Annotated in this window: 14 protein-coding genes; 2 read left to right on the top strand and 12 right to left on the bottom strand. The window is 57.9% G+C overall.

All coding sequences use genetic code 11. The features are described 5' to 3' along the window. Positions 1-262 precede the first annotated feature (262 nt). The 9 genes from sucD to sdhC all read right to left on the bottom strand — a co-directional run bounded on the left by sucD (position 263) and on the right by sdhC (position 11,622). Positions 263-1,144 carry a succinate--CoA ligase subunit alpha gene (gene sucD / locus ACA055_RS08090; RefSeq protein WP_095051818.1) on the bottom strand — a complete coding sequence of 294 codons (882 nt, stop codon included), beginning with the start codon at positions 1,142-1,144 and terminating at the stop codon, positions 263-265. Continuing rightward, positions 1,144-2,310: an ADP-forming succinate--CoA ligase subunit beta gene (gene sucC / locus ACA055_RS08085; RefSeq protein WP_007898980.1), complete on the bottom strand. Its 1,167-nt coding sequence runs from the start codon at positions 2,308-2,310 to the stop codon at positions 1,144-1,146. Before sucC ends, sucD begins: the two co-directional genes overlap by 1 nt. Positions 2,311-2,489: 179 nt before the next feature. Then, positions 2,490-3,926, bottom strand: a complete 1,437-nt coding sequence (lpdA, locus tag ACA055_RS08080; protein WP_497683150.1) for a dihydrolipoyl dehydrogenase — start codon at positions 3,924-3,926, stop codon at positions 2,490-2,492. 98 nt (positions 3,927-4,024) lie between these two features. Beyond that, entirely contained in the window at positions 4,025-5,245 is a 1,221-nt protein-coding gene (gene odhB, locus ACA055_RS08075) for a 2-oxoglutarate dehydrogenase complex dihydrolipoyllysine-residue succinyltransferase (RefSeq protein ID WP_497683149.1), read from the bottom strand. Between the two features lie 42 nt (positions 5,246-5,287). Next, on the bottom strand, positions 5,288-8,119 hold the full coding sequence (locus ACA055_RS08070) for a 2-oxoglutarate dehydrogenase E1 component (RefSeq protein ID WP_497683148.1): 2,832 nt from the start codon (positions 8,117-8,119) through the stop codon (positions 5,288-5,290). Between the two features lie 259 nt (positions 8,120-8,378). Then, positions 8,379-9,083, bottom strand: a complete 705-nt coding sequence (locus ACA055_RS08065; RefSeq protein ID WP_497683147.1) for a succinate dehydrogenase iron-sulfur subunit — start codon at positions 9,081-9,083, stop codon at positions 8,379-8,381. An 11-nt stretch (positions 9,084-9,094) separates the two neighbouring features. Then, positions 9,095-10,870 (bottom strand): succinate dehydrogenase flavoprotein subunit, encoded by a 1,776-nt coding sequence (gene sdhA, locus ACA055_RS08060; protein ID WP_497683146.1) that lies wholly within the window; start codon positions 10,868-10,870, stop codon positions 9,095-9,097. A gap of 3 nt (positions 10,871-10,873) precedes the next feature. Then, positions 10,874-11,242, bottom strand: a complete 369-nt coding sequence (sdhD, locus tag ACA055_RS08055; protein ID WP_095130072.1) for a succinate dehydrogenase, hydrophobic membrane anchor protein — start codon at positions 11,240-11,242, stop codon at positions 10,874-10,876. Continuing rightward, positions 11,236-11,622, bottom strand: a complete 387-nt coding sequence (sdhC, locus tag ACA055_RS08050; RefSeq protein WP_497683145.1) for a succinate dehydrogenase, cytochrome b556 subunit — start codon at positions 11,620-11,622, stop codon at positions 11,236-11,238. Before sdhC ends, sdhD begins: the two co-directional genes overlap by 7 nt. 349 nt (positions 11,623-11,971) lie before the next feature. Between sdhC and gltA the strand changes: the two genes are divergently transcribed. Then, the gene (gene gltA, locus ACA055_RS08045; protein ID WP_497683144.1) at positions 11,972-13,261 is read left to right on the top strand and encodes a citrate synthase; all 1,290 of its coding nucleotides are present in this window, start codon (positions 11,972-11,974) and stop codon (positions 13,259-13,261) included. 574 nt (positions 13,262-13,835) lie between these two features. On the opposite strand, the gene ACA055_RS08040 is transcribed toward gltA, so the two are convergent. From ACA055_RS08040 to ACA055_RS08030, 3 genes are all read right to left on the bottom strand, one after another. Continuing rightward, a complete protein-coding gene (locus ACA055_RS08040) occupies positions 13,836-15,494 on the bottom strand; it encodes a cation acetate symporter (protein WP_497683143.1) in 1,659 nt (552 codons plus the stop codon). After that, positions 15,491-15,802: a DUF485 domain-containing protein gene (locus ACA055_RS08035; protein WP_497683142.1), complete on the bottom strand. Its 312-nt coding sequence runs from the start codon at positions 15,800-15,802 to the stop codon at positions 15,491-15,493. The genes ACA055_RS08040 and ACA055_RS08035 overlap by 4 nt, the downstream gene beginning before the upstream one ends. A 238-nt stretch (positions 15,803-16,040) precedes the next feature. Beyond that, the gene (locus tag ACA055_RS08030) at positions 16,041-16,892 is read right to left on the bottom strand and encodes a glycine betaine ABC transporter substrate-binding protein (protein ID WP_497683141.1); all 852 of its coding nucleotides are present in this window, start codon (positions 16,890-16,892) and stop codon (positions 16,041-16,043) included. Positions 16,893-17,191: 299 nt separating this feature from the next. On the opposite strand from ACA055_RS08030, the gene ACA055_RS08025 reads away from it, so the two are divergent. Beyond that, positions 17,192-18,787, top strand: coding sequence for a glycoside hydrolase family 17 protein (locus ACA055_RS08025; protein ID WP_497683140.1), 1,596 nt, complete (start codon positions 17,192-17,194; stop codon positions 18,785-18,787). Positions 18,788-18,859: the final 72 nt, after the last annotated feature.

The following is an 18,859-nucleotide window of genomic DNA, read 5'->3' as shown; positions in this document are numbered from 1 at the left end:
TTAGGGGGCGAACTATCCGATCTACGACAGATTCGTGTCGCGTTTTTGCATGTAATTGGTTGGCGTCTGTAAGTCCGTATTCGCGAGCAAGCCCGCTCCCACCCTTGATTTCGGGTGTTCACGAACGGTGTGTCCACAGATGGTCCCCCGTGGGAGCGGGCTTGCTCGCGAAGAGGCCGGTCCTGCTTGAGCAAATCTCGGAAACGACAAAGGCCACCCGAAGGTGGCCTTTGTTTGGTGAAGCGTCAGTTAAGCGCGAGGCTTACTTGATCGCCCAACCGGTCAGCTCGGACAAAGCCTTGCCGATGTCTGCCAGCGAACGCACGGTTTTAACGCCTGCGTCTTCCAGGGCCGCAAACTTCTCGTCTGCAGTGCCTTTGCCGCCAGAGATGATTGCGCCAGCATGGCCCATGCGCTTGCCCGGAGGAGCAGTCACACCAGCGATGTAGGAAACAACCGGCTTGGTCACGTGTGCCTTGATGTAGGCAGCCGCCTCTTCTTCAGCCGAACCGCCGATCTCGCCGATCATCACGATCGCTTCGGTCTTCGGGTCTTCCTGGAACAGCTTCAGGATGTCGATGAAGTTCGAACCCGGGATCGGGTCACCACCGATGCCGACGCAAGTCGACTGGCCGAAACCGGCGTCAGTCGTCTGCTTCACAGCTTCGTAGGTCAGGGTGCCGGAACGGGAAACGATACCGACCTTGCCTGGCAAGTGAATGTGACCTGGCATGATGCCGATCTTGCATTCGCCTGGAGTGATCACGCCTGGGCAGTTAGGGCCGATCAGGGTGATACCCAGCTCGTCGCACTTGACCTTGGCATCCAGCATGTCCAGGGTAGGAATGCCTTCAGTGATGCAAACGATCAGCTTGATGCCGCCGAATGCTGCTTCCAGGATGGAGTCCTTGCAGAAAGGAGCTGGAACGTAGATCACGCTGGCGGTGGCGCCAGTGGCAGCTACAGCGTCTTTCACGGTGTTGAACACTGGCAGACCCAGGTGCTCGGTGCCGCCTTTGCCCGGAGTTACACCGCCAACCATCTTGGTGCCGTATTCGATGGCTTGCTGGGTGTGGAAACTACCTTGCGAACCGGTAATACCCTGGCAGATAACTTTGGTGTCTTTATTGATCAGGACGCTCATTATTTGCCCTCCGCAGCTTTAACGACTTGTTGAGCAGCGTCGGTCAGGCTGGTAGCAGCGATGATGTTCAAACCGCTTTCTGCCAGTACTTTAGCGCCCAGCTCAGCGTTGTTGCCTTCAAGGCGAACAACAACCGGGATTTTCACGCCGACTTCTTTCACAGCGCCGATGATGCCTTCGGCAATCATGTCGCAGCGAACGATGCCGCCGAAGATGTTGACCAATACTGCAGCGACGTTAGTGTCGGACAGGATGATCTTGAACGCTTCGGTAACGCGTTCTTTGGTAGCACCGCCGCCCACGTCGAGGAAGTTGGCTGGTTTGCCGCCATGCAGGTTGACGATGTCCATGGTACCCATGGCCAGGCCAGCACCGTTGACCATGCAACCGATGTTGCCTTCCAGTGCTACGTAGTTCAGTTCGAACTTGGCAGCGTGCGCTTCGCGCGGATCGTCTTGCGACGGATCGTGGAAAGTCTTCAGCTTAGGCTGACGGTACATGGCGTTGGCGTCGATGTTGATCTTGGCGTCGAGGCAATGCAGATCGCCGTCAGCCTTGATCACCAGCGGGTTCACTTCCAGCAGAGCCAGGTCGTGATCCTTGAACAGCTTGGCCAGACCTACGAAGATCTTGGCGAACTGAGCAACTTGCTTGCCTTCCAGACCCAACTGGAATGCCAGCTCGCGACCCTGGAATGGCTGAGCGCCAACCAGTGGATCGATAGTGGCCTTGAGGATTTTCTCAGGGGTGTCGTGAGCGATTTTCTCGATGTCCACGCCACCTTCGGTGGAAGCCATGAACACGATGCGACGGCTCGAACGGTCAACGACAGCGCCCAGGTACAGCTCTTTAGCGATATCAGTGCACGATTCAACCAGGATCTTGGTGACTGGCTGGCCATTGGCGTCAGTCTGGTAAGTCACCAGACGCTTGCCCAGCCACTGCTGTGCGAAGGCTTTGGCGTCTTCTTTGCTGCGAACCAGCTTTACGCCGCCCGCTTTACCGCGACCACCGGCGTGAACCTGGGCTTTGACAACCCATTCAGTGCCGCCGATTTTGTCGCAAGCTTCTGCTGCTGCTTCCGGGGTGTCTACTGCGTAACCGGTGGAAACTGGCAGGCCGTATTCAGCGAACAGCTGCTTACCCTGATACTCGTGAAGATTCATGCTTATTACCGTCTTCGTTAGGTACTGCGCATTCGGTGCTGCACTTGTTCAAGTGCCGCACCACCTGTGACTGCTGCTTGCGTAGCTGGGCTACGCAAGACTGCGTCCAGCGGATATTCCGCGGTGAGTCTTGCATGCAAGGCTCACGACGGGCCATACCGCCGTGGTTTCTTATTGTCTTAACGCTTCTTGCGGTTGGCGATGTGAATGGCGCCGCCATTCACTGCCAGAGCAGCTTCGTGCAAGGCTTCGGACAGGGTCGGATGGGAGAAAACCATCATGCCCAGGTCTTCAGCGCTGGTGCCGAATTCCATACCGATCGCGCCCTGCTGAACCAGTTCTGCAGCGCTCGGGCCAATCACGTGGACGCCCAATACGCGGTCAGTCTTGGCATCAGCAATGACTTTCACGAAACCGCCGGTGTCGTTGGCTGCCATGGCACGGCCACTGGCTGCGAACGGGAAAGTGCCGACGTTAACTTCAACGCCTTCTGCTTTCAAGGTCTGCTCGGTTTTACCGACCCACGCGATTTCCGGGTGAGTATAAATAACAGACGGGATCAGGTCATAGTTGATTTGGGCTTTGTGGCCCTTGATGCGCTCGACAACCATGATGCCTTCTTCGGACGCCTTGTGCGCCAGCATCATGCCGCGAACCACGTCGCCGATTGCGAAAACGCCCGGAACGCTGGTGGCGCACTGGTCGTCGACGAAAACGAAGCCACGTTCGTCGATGTTCACGCCACTGTCAGCTGCCAGCAGCTCGGTGGTCACCGGACGGCGACCAACGGCAACGATCAGTTTGTCGAAGGTGATGTTCTGTTCGCCATTGGCATCGGTGTAGTTCACAACGACTTCGTCGCCATTCACTTTCGAACCGGTGACGCGAGCGCCCAGCTTGATGTCCAGACCTTGTTTGGTCAGGGTTTTGTAGGCTTCCTTCGAGACCGCGTCGTCAGCGGCTGGCAGGAACTTCTCCAGCGCTTCCAGAACCACGACTTCGGAACCCAGACGGGACCATACCGAACCCAGTTCCAGACCGATCACGCCAGCGCCGATCACGCCCAGACGCTTAGGTACGGATTGGAATTCCAGCGCGCCGGTCGAATCGACGATCACGTTCTGGTCAACAGGAGCCGGTGGAATGTCGATCGGACGCGAGCCCGAAGCCAGGATCACGTTCTCGGCTTCGATGATTTCGACGGTGCCGTCAGGCTTGGTCAGTTCGACTTTCTTGCCGGCCAGCAGTTTGCCGTGGCCTTGCAGGGAAGTGACGCCGTTAGCCTTGAACAGGGTCGCAACGCCGGAGGTCAGGCCTTTGACGATGGTGGCCTTGCGGCCAACCATTGCAGCCACGTCCATGGTGACGCCAGCGTGATTGATACCGTGGATCGCGAAGCCTTCTTTGGCTTCCTTGTACTTCCAGGAGCTGTCCAGCAGCGCCTTGGATGGAATGCAGCCGACGTTCAGGCAAGTACCGCCCAGAGCCAGTTTGCCTTCCTTGTCGGTGTATTTCTCGATGCAGGCAGTGGTGAGGCCCAGTTGCGCTGCTTTGATGGCAGCCACGTAGCCGCCAGGGCCCGCGCCGATCACTACTACGTCAAATTTCTGCGACATTCAAAAAATCCTCTTTTGGCAACAAGCTTGAAGCCGCAAGCCTCAAGCCAAGCTGCACGTTCATGCAGCTTGTCCCTTGAAACCTGCAGCTGCTTCTATCAGATATCCAGCAGCAAACGAGCCGGGTCTTCCAGCAGGTTCTTGATGGTAACCAGGAAGGTCACAGCTTCTTTGCCATCGATCAGACGGTGATCGTAGGACAGAGCCAGGTACATCATCGGACGGATAACGACCTGACCGTTGATCGCCATAGGACGCTGCAGAATGTTGTGCATGCCCAGGATGGCCGCTTGCGGCGGGTTGACGATCGGAGTCGACATCATCGAACCGAAGGTACCACCGTTGGTGATGGTGAACGTGCCGCCGGTCATTTCGTCCATCGACAGTTTGCCATCACGAGCCTTCTTGCCGAAGGTGGCGATGCCGCCTTCGATTTCAGCCAGGCTCATCAGTTCGGCGTTACGCAGAACCGGTACAACCAGGCCGCGGTCGCTGGAAACAGCGACACCGACGTCAGCGTAGCCGTGGTAAACGATGTCTGCACCGTCGATCGACGCGTTCACGGCCGGGAAGCGTTTCAGCGCTTCGGTAGCTGCTTTGACGAAGAACGACATGAAGCCCAGGCGCACGCCGTTGTGGGACTTCTCGAACAGGTCCTTGTACTTCGAACGCAGGGCCATGACTTCGGTCATGTCGACTTCGTTGAAAGTAGTCAGCATCGCCATGTTCGATTGAGCTTCAACCAGACGCTCGGCAACCTTGGCGCGCAGACGGGTCATCGGAACGCGTTTTTCAACGCGGTCACCGGCAGCGAACACCGGTGCAGCAGCGGCAGGAGCAGCAGGCTTGGAAGGTGCAGCAGCCGGAGCGGCTTTCTTGGCAGCAACAGCCGCTACCACGTCTTCCTTGGTCACACGACCGCCTTTGCCAGTGCCGGCAACGGAAGCGATGTTGATGCCGTTTTCTTCAGCCAGCTTGCGAGCAGCCGGTGCAGCAACAGGATCGTCTTCGCCTTCGGCGGCCGGAGCGGCAGCTTGTGCAGCGGCCGGAGCAGCGCCAGCCGCTGGAGCGGCAGCAGCGCCGCCCTCACCGATGGAGCCCAGGACTTCGTCGGACAGAACGGTGTCGCCTTCGTTCTTGACGATAGCGCCCAGCACGCCGTCAGCGGTGGCCAACACTTCCAGTACGACTTTATCGGTCTCGATGTCGACGATCAGCTCGTCGCGCTTGACCGCGTCGCCCGGTTTTTTGTGCCAGGTGGCAACGGTGCCATCGGCAACCGATTCCGGGAAAGTGGGGGCTTTGATTTCGATAGCCATTATCTGTGGGTCCTTAAATTCGGTTTCAGGTGCGCGAAGGCGTTAAACAGTAAAGGCGTCTTGCAGCAGTTGTTCCTGCTGCTCAGCGTGCATCGATGCATAACCACAAGCAGGTGCAGCAGAAGCCTCACGGCCCGCGTACTCGAGTACGAGAGACTTGTTGTGATTGCCAACGATGCGGCGCATGTGGTGTTGACTGCAGTACCAGGCACCCTGGTTCATCGGCTCTTCCTGACACCAAACGATATGTTTGAGGTTGGTGTACGGAGCCAGGACTTCGTTCAAGTCGTCCTCAGGGAATGGGTACAGCTGCTCGATACGCACGACGGCGATGTCGTCACGACCTTCGGCACGGCGTTTTTCCAACAGGTCGTAGTAGACCTTGCCGCTACACAGAACAACGCGCTCGACCTTTTTCGGGTCTTGGGCATCGATTTCCGGGATCACGGTCTGGAACGAACCTTCGGCCAGATCTTCCAGGGTCGAGACTGCGAGTTTGTGACGCAGCAGCGACTTTGGAGTCAGGACTATCAATGGCTTGCGCAGCGGGCGAATCACCTGACGACGCAGCAAGTGGTAGATCTGGGCTGGCGTGGTCGGTACGGCTACCTGAATGTTGTGCTCGGCGCACAGTTGCAGGTAACGCTCCAGACGAGCCGACGAGTGCTCCGGCCCCTGACCTTCATAACCGTGTGGCAGCAGCATGGTCAGACCGCACAGACGGCCCCACTTGTGCTCGCCACTGGTGATGAACTGGTCGATAACGACCTGGGCACCGTTGGCGAAGTCGCCGAACTGGGCTTCCCAGATCACCAGCGCCTCAGGCGTGGTGGTCGAATAACCGTATTCGAACGCCAAAACCGCTTCTTCCGACAGGAACGAATCGTACAGGTCGAAGCGTGGCTGACCTTTGTACAGGTTCTGCAACGGAATGTAGCTGCCGGTGTCTTTCTGGTTGTGCAGGACGGCGTGACGGTGCGAGAACGTACCGCGACCGATGTCCTGACCCGTCATGCGAATCGGGTGACCTTCGAACGCCAGGGTCGCGTACGCCATGGTTTCGGCATAACCCCAGTTGATCGGCAGGCCGCCGGCTTGCATCTTCTGACGGTCTTCGTAGATTTTCGAGACCTGGCGCTGAACCACGAAGCCTTCCGGAATTTCCAGCAGCTTGGCGGACAGTTCCTGCAAGGTTTTCAGGTCGAAGCGAGTGTCGTGACGTGCAGTCCAGGCGTGGCCCAGATACGGACGCCAGTCCACGAACAACTCTTTGTTCGGCTCTTTGACCAGGCTTTTTACAACATGCAGACCGTTGTCCAGCGCGTTGCGGTATTCATCGATTTTCGCCTGAACACGCTCAACGTCCAGTACACCGCTCTGGGTCAGACGATCGGCGTACAGCTCACGGGTCGTGCGCTGTTTGGCGATCTGCTGGTACATCAGAGGCTGGGTACCGCTTGGCTCGTCGGCCTCGTTGTGGCCGCGACGACGGTAGCAGACCAGGTCGATCACCACGTCGCGCTTGTACTGCATGCGGTAGTCGATGGCCAGCTGGGTCACGAACAACACGGCTTCCGGATCATCACCATTCACATGGAGGATCGGCGCCTGGATCATCTTCGCGACGTCGGTGCAGTACTCGGTGGAGCGCGAGTCTTCCGGATTGCTGATGGTGAAACCGACCTGGTTGTTGATCACCAGGTGGATCGTGCCGCCAGTCTTGAAGCCGCGGGTCTGCGACATCTGGAAGGTTTCCATGACCACGCCTTGACCGGCGAATGCCGCGTCACCGTGGATGGAAATCGGCAGAACCTTTTCACCGGTAGGGTCGTTACGACGATCCTGACGGGCACGAACCGAACCCTCTACCACTGGAGAAACGATTTCCAGGTGGGACGGGTTGAAGGCCATGGCCAGGTGAACTTCACCGCCGGTGGTCATGACGTTGGACGAGAAGCCCTGGTGATATTTAACGTCACCGGAACCCAGCTCGACCTTCTTCTTGCCTTCGAACTCGTCGAACAACTCGCGCGGGTTCTTGCCGAAGGTGTTGACCAGTACGTTCAGACGGCCACGGTGGGCCATGCCGATAACGATTTCCTTGGTCCCGTAGGAACCGGAACGCTGGATCAGCTCGTCGAGCAGCGGAATGAGGCTCTCGCCACCTTCCAGACCGAAACGCTTGGTGCCCGGGTATTTGGTACCCAGGTATTTTTCCAGGCCTTCAGCGGCAGTGACGCGCTCAAGCAAGTGGCTCTTGATGTCGGCGGAGTACGTCGGACGGCCGCGCACGCTTTCCAGACGCTGCTGGAACCACTGGCGCTGCTCGGAATCGACGATGTGCGTAAATTCAGCGCCGATGGTGCGGCAATATGTCTGCTGCAACGCTTCGTGAATTTCGCGTAGGCTCGCTTCCTCTTTGCCGATGAACAGGTCTCCGGCACGGAAGGTCGTATCAAGATCGGCATTGGTCAAGCCGTAATGATTGATCGACAGGTCTGCAGGTGCAGGACGCTGCCACAGCCCCAGCGGGTCAAGCTGGGCTGCCTGGTGGCCACGCATACGGTAGGCCTGGATCAATCGCAGCACTTCAACTTGCTTCTTCTCGTGCTCACTGCTCACGCTGCCGGCGGAAACCGGTTGAGCGCGGCGCTGGTTCTTTGCCAGCAAGACGAAATGATCGCGAATTGTGGAGTGCGAAACATCGGTGGCAGTGTTGCCGTCAGCAGGCAACTTCTGGAAGTAGGTGCGCCACTCTTCTGGCACAGCGTTAGGGTCGTGCAGGTAGAGCTCATAGAGCTCTTCCACATAGGCAGCGTTACTACCGGATAGGTAGGCGCTGTTCCACATGCGCTGCATCACGCTTTCTTGCATGCTTGGTCACCCTCGGTTAGGGGAACACCACCGGCGTCGACACCGAGCAAACTTGCAGAAGTCCGAATGCAGCGACCAAAACAAGCCACCTAGGATCACGCTGATAGTCCGGGTACCAGCCCGGATGCCCCTGCTTGTCTCATTTCTTCAAAATAAGAGCCGCAGCCTTATAAGCTGCTGCTCAGGTTAAAACTACGGCGCCGGTTGAAGCCTGCGCCGTAGCATCTACGGGTACAGCGGTCCTACAGGTACTGCTGAATCACACGCCGCTTTGCAGCAACATGTGACGTACGTGACCGATGGCCTTAGTCGGGTTCAGGCCTTTCGGGCATACGTTGACGCAGTTCATGATCCCGCGGCAGCGGAATACGCTGAACGGGTCATCCAGTGAAGCCAGACGCTCGGCAGTCTTGGTGTCGCGGCTGTCTGCCAGGAAGCGGTACGCTTGCAGCAGAGCAGCTGGACCCAGGAACTTGTCCGGATTCCACCAGAAGGACGGGCAAGAGGTCGAGCAGCAAGCGCACAGGATGCACTCGTACAGACCGTCGAGCTTTTCACGCTCTTCCGGAGTCTGCAGACGCTCGATGGCCGGAGCCGGCGTGTCGTTCTGCAGGAATGGCTTAACCTTCTCGTATTGCTTGTAGAAGATGCTCATATCGACGACCAGGTCACGGATAACCGGCAAACCTGGCAGCGGACGAACAATCAGCTTGTTACCTTTTACGACAGAAGACAGTGGCGTGACGCATGCCAGAGCGTTTTTGCCGTTGATGTTCATGCCGTCGGAACCGCAAACGCCTTCACGGCAAGAGCGACGATAGGAGAAACCTTCGTCCTGCTCTTTGATCAGGGCCAGCACGTCCAGCACCATCAGGTCTTTACCACCGGTATCGACCTGGAATTCCTGCATGAACGGCGCAGCGTCCTGATCAGGGTTGTAGCGATAAACACTGACTTTCAACATGGCGGCCACCCTTAATAAGTCCGAATCTTAGGTTCAAAAGTCGGAACAGTCTTCGGCGAGAAGTTCACAGCACGCTTGGTCACGCGCTTGTCACCCGGGAAGTACAGGGTGTGGCACAGCCAGTTTTCGTCGTCGCGATCTTCGTAGTCTTCACGGGCGTGAGCGCCGCGGGACTCTTTGCGGATCTCTGCAGCGATGGCGGTGGCTTCGGCCACTTCCAGCAGGTTTTGCAGTTCCAGGGCTTCGATACGAGCAGTGTTGAACGCCTGGCTCTTGTCGTTGATCTTGACGTTGGCGATGCGGCCACGCAGATCAGCCAGCTGAGCGATACCCTTCTGCATGTATTCGCCGGTACGGAATACACCGAAGTAGTTCTGCATGCAGCTTTGCAGCTCTTTACGCAGGGTGGCTACGTCTTCGCCTTCAGTACGCGAGTTCAGGCCATCGAGACGTGCCAGGGCAGCGTCGATGTCGGACTGGCGAGGACGGGCGTAGTCGACGCCTTCTTTCAGGGTCTGTTCCAGGAACAGGCCGGCTGCACGACCGAATACCACCAGGTCGAGCAACGAGTTGCCGCCCAGACGGTTGGCACCGTGAACCGATACGCAAGCCACTTCGCCTACTGCGAACAGACCAGGAATGATCTGGTCAACGCCATCGGCGTCCTGGGTGATTGCCTGACCATGAATGTTGGTGGCAACGCCGCCCATCATATAGTGGCAGGTTGGAACGACCGGAATCGGCGCCACGGCTGGATCGACGTGGGCGAAGGTCTTGGACAGCTCCATGATGCCTGGCAGACGGCTGTGCAGAACTTCTTCACCGAGGTGATCGAGTTTCAGCATTACGTGGTCGCCATCCGGACCGCAACCGTTGCCGGCGATGATTTCTTTAACCATCGAACGGGCAACAACGTCACGACCAGCCAGGTCTTTGGCGTTCGGAGCATAACGCTCCATGAAACGCTCGCCGTGCTTGTTGATCAGGTAACCGCCTTCACCGCGGCAGCCTTCGGTAACCAGTACACCGGCGCCGGCGATGCCGGTCGGGTGGAACTGCCACATTTCGATGTCTTGTACCGGCACGCCAGCACGCAGAGCCATGCCGACGCCGTCACCGGTGTTGATCAGGGCATTGGTGGTGGACGAGTAGATGCGACCTGCACCGCCAGTCGCCAGAACGGTGGCGTTAGCGCGGACGTAGGAAGTTTCGCCAGTTTCGATGCAGATCACGATCATGCCGACAAAGGCACCATCTTCGTTCTTCACCAGGTCGACGCCGTAGTATTCATTGAGGAATACGGTGCCGGCCTTCAGGTTGGCCTGGTACAGGGTGTGCAGCAGCGCGTGACCGGTACGGTCGGCAGCGGCGCACGTACGAGCAGCCTGGCCACCTTTACCGAAGTCTTTCGACTGACCGCCGAACGGACGCTGATAGATGCGGCCCTGTTCGGTACGGGAGAACGGCAAGCCCATGTGCTCGAGCTCGAAGACCGCTTCCGGGCCTACGGAACACATGTATTCGATAGCGTCCTGGTCACCGATATAGTCGGAACCCTTGACGGTATCGTACATGTGCCAGCGCCAGTCATCGTTCGGGTCTGCCGAGGCGATGGCGCAGGTGATGCCACCCTGGGCGGATACAGTGTGCGAACGAGTCGGGAAAACCTTGGTGACTACGGCAGTCTTGTGACCGCCCTGTGCCAGCTGCAGAGCAGCGCGCATGCCAGCACCGCCGCCGCCAATGATGATGGCGTCGAACGAAAGCGTATTAACTGTATTAGACATGAATCAGATACCCCAAAGAATCTGCACACCCCAGACGAAGTACGCGAACATCGCGACGCCGCATACTGCCTGGAAGAGGAAACGTACTGCAGTCGCGGACTTGCCCAGCGCCATCGGCGTCAGGTAGTCGGTCGCGATGGTCCACATGCCGACCCAGGCGTGAGCGCCAAGGGCAACGAGGGCCAGCAGACTGAAGATACGCATTCCGTTGTGGGCGAACAGGCCATGCCATTGGGCGTAGTCAATGCCAGGGTTCGCAACGAGGTATCCGATCAGGAAGATGAAATAAGCCGCGAGAACGACCGCAGACACACGCTGTGCCATCCAGTCATAGAGGCCTGAACGCGACAGGTTCGTAACGCTGGTTACCATATCCAAACTCCCGCCAGAACGATCAACACCGCAGACACGGCGATAATGATTTTCGAGCCCAGCGTGCCGCCTTCCAGCGTCTCACCGATGCCCATGTCCATAATCATATGGCGCACACCGGCTACCAAGTGATACAGAAGAGCGGACAGGAGGCCCCATGCTACGAACTTGGCCAGAGGGCTGGTCAAGGTTGCCTTCACGTCGGCAAAACCTTCCTCGGAACCCAGGGAATTGCTCAATGCATACAGCATGAAGCCAAGGCCCAGGAAGAGGATGATGCCGGAAACACGGTGAAGAAACGACGTAACGCCGGTGATGGGGAGTTTGATGGTCCTTAGGTCTAGGTTTACAGGTCGTTGGCTTTTCACGGCTTTTTTCACACTGAAGAGCCCCTAACAATCAGGGCAAAGTTGTTGGGGAGTGCACTGGTCAGGTAACCACCACCCAGGGATGCGACCCCCAATAAAGCGGGCCCAAAAGCCCCTGGCGGTCGGTGGCCGAGTATAGACAGTTAGGCTACTAATGACAACGCGTTCGCCTTCCCCTAATAGCTCATTGCACAAGTCGTATAAAAGGCGTAAATGGCAGTCAATTTCGAGGAAAAAGTCCGGTTAAAGCCTTCTGGAGCAAGACTTTAGGCAAATTGACATTCGAATTTATCTCACTATAGTGGTGCGGGCCCTGCGTGGGGGGTCTGTCTGATGATTTCAAGCATAAATAGGAGGCCACATGGCTGACAAAAAAGCGCAGTTGATCATCGAGGGCGCAGCCCCCGTCGAGCTGCCCATTTTAACCGGCACCGTTGGTCCCGATGTAATCGATGTTCGGGGCCTGACGGCCACGGGCCGTTTCACCTTTGACCCTGGTTTCATGTCGACCGCCTCCTGCGAGTCGAAGATCACCTATATCGACGGCGACAACGGCATTCTGCTGCACCGCGGCTACCCGATCGAACAGCTGGCTGAAAAGTCGGACTACCTGGAAACCTGCTATCTGCTGCTCAACGGCGAATTGCCGACCGCAGAACAGAAGGCCCAGTTCGTCAGCACCGTCAAGAACCACACCATGGTTCACGAGCAGCTGAAGACCTTCTTCAACGGCTTCCGCCGCGACGCCCACCCGATGGCCGTCATGTGCGGTGTAGTCGGCGCTCTCTCGGCCTTCTACCACGACTCCCTGGACATCAATAACCCGCAGCATCGCGAAATTTCCGCGATCCGCCTGGTTGCCAAGATGCCGACCCTGGCAGCGATGGTTTACAAGTACTCCATGGGCCAACCCATGATGTACCCGCGCAACGACCTGACGTACGCGGAAAACTTCCTGCACATGATGTTCAACACCCCGTGCGAGATCAAACCGATCAGCCCGGTGCTCGCCAAGGCCATGGACCGGATCTTCATCCTCCATGCCGACCACGAGCAGAACGCATCGACTTCCACCGTACGCCTGGCCGGCTCTTCGGGTGCCAACCCGTTCGCCTGTATCGCCGCCGGCATCGCTGCACTGTGGGGCCCTGCCCACGGCGGCGCGAACGAAGCTGTTCTGACCATGCTTGACGAAATTGGCGATGTCTCGAACATCGACAAGTACATCGCCAAGGCCAAGGACAAGAACGATCCGTTCAAACTGATGGGCTTCGGTCACCGGGTTTACAAAAACCGCGACCCACGCGCCACAGTGATGAAGCAGACCTGCGACGAAGTGCTGAAGGAACTGGGTATCACCAACGATCCGCAACTCGAACTGGCCATGCGCCTGGAAGAGATCGCCCTGACCGACCCGTACTTCATCGAACGCTCGCTGTATCCGAACGTCGACTTCTACTCGGGGATCATCCTCAAGGCGATAGGCATTCCGACCAGCATGTTCACCGTCATCTTCGCCCTGGCGCGGACTGTCGGCTGGATCTCCCACTGGAAAGAAATGCTCTCCAGCCCGTACAAGATCGGCCGCCCGCGCCAGTTGTACACTGGCTACGAGTCGCGTGATATCACCAATCTGGAAGACCGCAAATAAGACCTGTCTTGCGATAATGTCTTGAGCTGCACCGGAAACGGCCTCTATTTATATAGCGGCCGTTTTTGTTTGTGCACTTTGAGGGCTCTTTGGTTGGGTACATATCCGTTTCTGCGGTAACGGCGGCTGTCGGTTTCGCTTTTACAGCGAGTCACTTTCGAAAAGCGTGTATGGGCCGGGGGCCCGCCGCCACCCCTGCCGTAGAGGCCCCTGCGCAACGCCTGCGTTCGGCCCTGGGAAAGGGGCGTGCAGATCCAAAGCCAAAGCAAAGCAACGGCAACGGCAACGGCAACGGCAACGGCAAGATCAACCGCTTCGCGAGCAAGCCCGCTCCCACAGGAGATCTGGGGCATCCACAAGTCTTTGGCAGACCGCCAGGCTGCCATCGCGAGCAGGCGGCTCACCCCCACAATTGAACGGCGTATATCCATAACAAACGAATCGATCATGAGACCACTTTCGCGGAAAAGCGTCGCCCCTATAGGTTTCGGGCGATCAGCGCACAAAAAAATGCCCCGATCTCTCGATCAGGGCATTTCGTGTTAACGCAGCTTACAAATAGATCTGTGAAGCCTTAGTGCGAAACCGCCCCACTCGCTCCCAACCCAGTCTGCGAGCGAACGAATTGCGGGAAGAACAGCGCCCGCTCATTGTCTGCCGCTTTGGACTTGTCAGTGATCGAGAAGAACCAGATCCCTACAAACGCAATGATCATCGAGAACAGCGCCGGGTACTCATACGGGAAGATAGCCTTCTCGTGATGCAGGATCTGCACCCAGATGGTTGGCCCAAGGACCATCAAGCCAACAGCACTCACCAGACCCAACCAGCCACCGATCATCGCACCGCGAGTGGTCAGGTTCTTCCAATACATGGAAAGCAGCAGCACCGGGAAGTTACAGCTCGCCGCGATGGAGAACGCCAGGCCGACCATGAACGCGATGTTCTGGCTTTCGAACAAAATGCCCAGACCGATCGCCAGCACCGCCAGGGCGATGGTGGTGATTTTCGAGACGCGAATCTCGTCCTTCTCGTTGGCCTTGCCCTTCTTGATCACACTGGCATACAGGTCATGAGACACCGCCGAAGCACCGGCCAGGGTCAGACCGGCAACCACCGCCAGAATGGTCGCGAACGCTACCGCCGAGATGAAGCCCAGGAAAATACTGCCACCGACCGCGTTGGCCAGGTGCACCGCCGCCATGTTGTTACCGCCCAACAGCGCACCAGCCGCATCTTTAAAGGCCGGATTGGTGCTGACCAGCAGGATCGCGCCGAAGCCGATGATGAAGGTCAGGATGTAGAAGTAGCCGATGAAGCCGGTTGCATACAGCACGCTTTTGCGAGCTTCTTTCGCGTCACTCACGGTGAAGAAGCGCATCAGGATGTGTGGCAGGCCAGCGGTACCGAACATCAGCGCCAGGCCAAGGGAGAACGCGGAGATCGGGTCTTTCACCAGACCGCCCGGGCTCATGATCGCCTCACCTTTAGGGTGAACCTTGATCGCCTCGGAGAACAGCGCGTTGAAGTCGAAGTTGACGTGCTTCATGACCATCAGCGCCATGAACGAGGCACCAGACAGCAGCAGCACCGCCTTGATGATCTGCACCCAAGTGGTCGCCAGCATGCCGCCGAACAGCACGTACATGCACATCAGGATACCCACCAGGATCACCGCAATGTGATAGTCGAGACCGAACAGCAGCTGGATCAGCTTGCCGGCACCGACCATTTGCGCGATCAGGTAGAACGCCACCACTACCAGCGAACCGCAAGCGGACAGCGAGCGAATCTGGGTTTGCCCGAGGCGATAGGACGCCACGTCGGCAAAGGTGTACTTACCCAGGTTACGCAGGCGCTCGGCGATCAGAAACAGAATGATCGGCCAGCCCACCAGGAAGCCGATCGAGTAGATCAGGCCGTCGTAGCCGGAGGTGAACACCAGGGCAGAAATACCCAGGAAGGACGCCGCGGACATGTAGTCACCGGCAATCGCCAGACCGTTCTGGAAACCGGTGATCTTGCCGCCAGCCGCGTAGTAGTCGGCGGCCGAGTTGTTTTTCTTGGAGGCCCAGTAGGTGATATACAAAGTCGCGCCGACGAACGCCACGAACATCAGGATCGCGGCGACGTTAAGCGGTTGTTTCTGAACGGCGCCAGTCAGGGCGTCAGCCGCCCAGGCACCAGGTGCGAATGCTGCAACGCTCAATAGAGCCAATAGACGCCGGATCATTGCTGAGCCTCCTTGAGAATCGCATTGTTCAGGTCGTCGAATTCGCCGTTGGCGCGTCGCACGTAAACACCGGTCAGGATAAAGGCCGAGAGAATCAGCCCGACACCGATCGGTATGCCCCAGGTAATCGAAGACTCGGGGCTGATTTTCGCGCCCAGAATATGCGGCCCGTAAGCAATCAAAAGGATGAATCCGGAGTAAAGCCCAAGCATGATCGCCGAAAGAATCCAGGCGAATCGTTCCCTCTTACTAACCAGCTCCTTGAAGCGCGGGCTGTTTTGAATCGAGAGGTAAATGCTGTCGTTCATTGTTTTTATCCTCGCAGCACAGATGAAGTTAGAACGTTATCCACTCTATGCGGCTGCGGAACTGGTTCCAGACGACCTTAGTATTAGAACGACATGACGGTAACGCCATTTTCCAGCAACTATTAATTAGCCTGCTTTGTATCCATCTTCACCCAGCAGTAATACCAAAATGCAAAAAGCCGCTTGGCGATGATGCCAAGCGGCCCTGGGAGGTGCTGAACAGACGCTTCAGCTCAAATCATTTGATCCAGTCTGCAACGCGTTCCGGGTGTTTTGCTACCCAATCCTTCGCTGCGGCTTCTGGTTTGGCGCCGTCCTGGATCGCCAACATGACTTCGCCGATTTCGTCTTTCGATGCCCACTGGAAGTTCTTCAGGAACTTCGCAACTTCCGGTGCTTTGGTTGCCAGTTCTTTGCTGCCGATGTTGTCCACGGTTTCAGCCGCGCCATACACGCCTTTCGGGTCGTCCAGGAAACGCAGTTTCCACTTGGCGAACATCCAGTGCGGCACCCAACCGGTGACGGCAATGGATTCGTTTTTCTTCTCCGCACGGGTCAGTTCGGCAATCATGCCGGCGCCGGAACTGGCCTTGAGGGTGTAATTGGTCAGGCCGTAATCCTTGATCGCCTGATCAGTCTTGAGCATCACGCCTGAACCGGCGTCGATGCCGACGATACGACCTTTGAAGCTATCGTCGGTCTTAAGATCGTCAATGGATTTAGCCTTGACGTACTCCGGCACGATCAAGCCGATTTTCGCGTCCTTGAAGTTCGAGCCGTAGTTGACGACTTGATCCTTGTTCTTGGTCCAGTATTCGCCGTGAGTCACCGGCAACCAGGCCGACATCATGGCGTCGAGTTTGCCAGTGGCCACGCCCTGCCACATGATCCCGGTGGCAACGGCTTGCAGTTTCACGTCATACCCGAGTTTCTGCCGGATCACTTCAGCGGCCACGTTGGTCGTGGCGACGCTGTCGGACCAGCCGTCTACATAACCAATGGTCACTGCCTTGTCTGCGGCGCTGGCCACGGTAGAACTGATCGCCAGCACCAAAGCGGCACCTGCGCCCAAGAGTCGTCGCATCTTCATCGTTACTTCCCCGAAAGTGCTGCGCTCGACGAAGGCCGAGTCGCGTCAACGTATTGTTATGGTGCACAGCGCCCCCATCACGCCTCACCGCAAACTCGTTCGAACATCAGCGATTTATCTATGAGAGCACTGATGCGTCGATAATCAACCTGACGCCAAGAGCGACCTGCTCTGCCAGCGACCTCAAGGCATCGAGAAACGACATCAGAACGCCATTAATCTAGACCACCGAAAGTCCGCCCGCCAATCCGCCCGGACTTTGCATGTCAAAATCATGCGGGACACCAAGCGCGGGGCAAATGCAGGTAACATGCGCGGCTTTGCTCCCAGACGTCCTGACCATGCCCGCGACATCCCGCTTTCCTTTTTTTGCTTATCTTTTTGCCTGCCTGCTGGGGCTTTTTGCCCTCGGCGGCTTCTGGTATGGCCTCGGCAAACCGGTGATTCTGCCGGATGTCGCCAGCGCGACGCACAAGCTGCAGTGCGCCTCCTACACCCCGTTTGATAAAGACCAATCACCGTTCGATGTGCCGTTCAAGTTGCGCCCCGAGCGCATGGACGCCGACCTCGCGCTGCTGGCCAAAAGCTTCGAATGCATCCGCACGTATTCCATGACCGGCCTCGAGGCCCTACCCGAATTGGCGCGCAAGCACGGTCTGAAGTTGATGATCGGTGCCTGGGTCAACAGCAACCCGGTGGACACCGAGAAAGAGGTGAACCTGCTGATCGCCTCGGCCAACGCCAACGCGGACGTGGTGACGTCGGTGATCGTCGGCAACGAAGCTTTGTTGCGCAAGGAAATCACCGGCACGCAACTGGCCAAGCTGATTAACAAAGTCAAAGGCCAGGTCAAACAGCCTGTCACTTATGCCGACGTCTGGGAGTTCTGGCTCAAGCACCCGGAAGTCGCGCCGACGGTGGATTTCCTGACCATCCACTTGCTGCCGTACTGGGAAGATGACCCGTCGAACATCGATGCCGCCCTGCAGCATGTGGCCGAAGTGCGTCAGGTGTTCGGCAACAGGTTCGCACCCAAGGACGTGATGATTGGCGAAACCGGTTGGCCGAGCGAAGGCCGTCAGCGCGAAACCGCCCTGCCGAGCCGGGTCAATGAAGCCAAGTTCATACGCGCTTTTGTCATCATGGCCGAGCAACAAGGCTGGCATTACAACCTGATCGAAGCCTTCGACCAGCCATGGAAACGCGCCAGCGAAGGTGCGGTCGGTGGCTACTGGGGGCTGTTCGATGCCGATCGCCAGGACAAGGGCGTGCTGGCCGGGCCAGTATCGAACGTGCCGTACTGGTCGCAATGGCTGGTGGTGGGTGGCTTGATCTTCCTCGGCACGCTGATCCTTGGCGGTCGCGTTCGCAGCACTCGCGCTGCGCTGGTTCTACCGCTGCTGGGTGCCCTGGCGGCTTGCTCGATTGGCGCCTGGGGCGACCTGGCACGAGTCACCACCCGGTTTGCCAGTGAATGGCTGTGGGTCGCTTTGTTGACGGCTTTGAACCTGTTGGTCCTCGCCCACGCGGCACTGACGCTGAGCGCTCGCAAAGGCTGGCGTGAACGAGCGTTCAATGCGCTGGAGCGTCGGGCGGGCTGGCTAGTGGCGGTAGCAGGCTTTGCCGCGGCAGTGACGATGCTGGAGCTGGTGTTCGACCCGCGCTATCGCAGCTTCCCGAGTGTCGCGTTCATCCTGCCGGCACTGGTTTATCTGTGCCGGCCGGTGAGCGTGCCGCGCCGTGAGATTGCGCTGCTGACGTTCATTGTTGGTGCCGGGATTGCGCCGCAACTGTATGTCGAAGGTTTGCAGAATCAGCAGGCTTGGGGTTGGGCGCTGGTGAGTGGGTTGATGGTGGCGGCGTTGTGGCGCTGCTTACGGGTTCGCAAAGGCTAATCTTCAGCGTCGCTGCCGGCCTCTTCGCGAGCAAGCCCGCTCCCACATTTGACCGCATTCTCATCATAGATG

This window comes from Pseudomonas sp. LBUM1657, from assembly GCF_059716075.1.
Note: the sequence above shows the minus strand (reverse complement) of the source record. Positions and strands in the feature narration are given on the sequence as shown.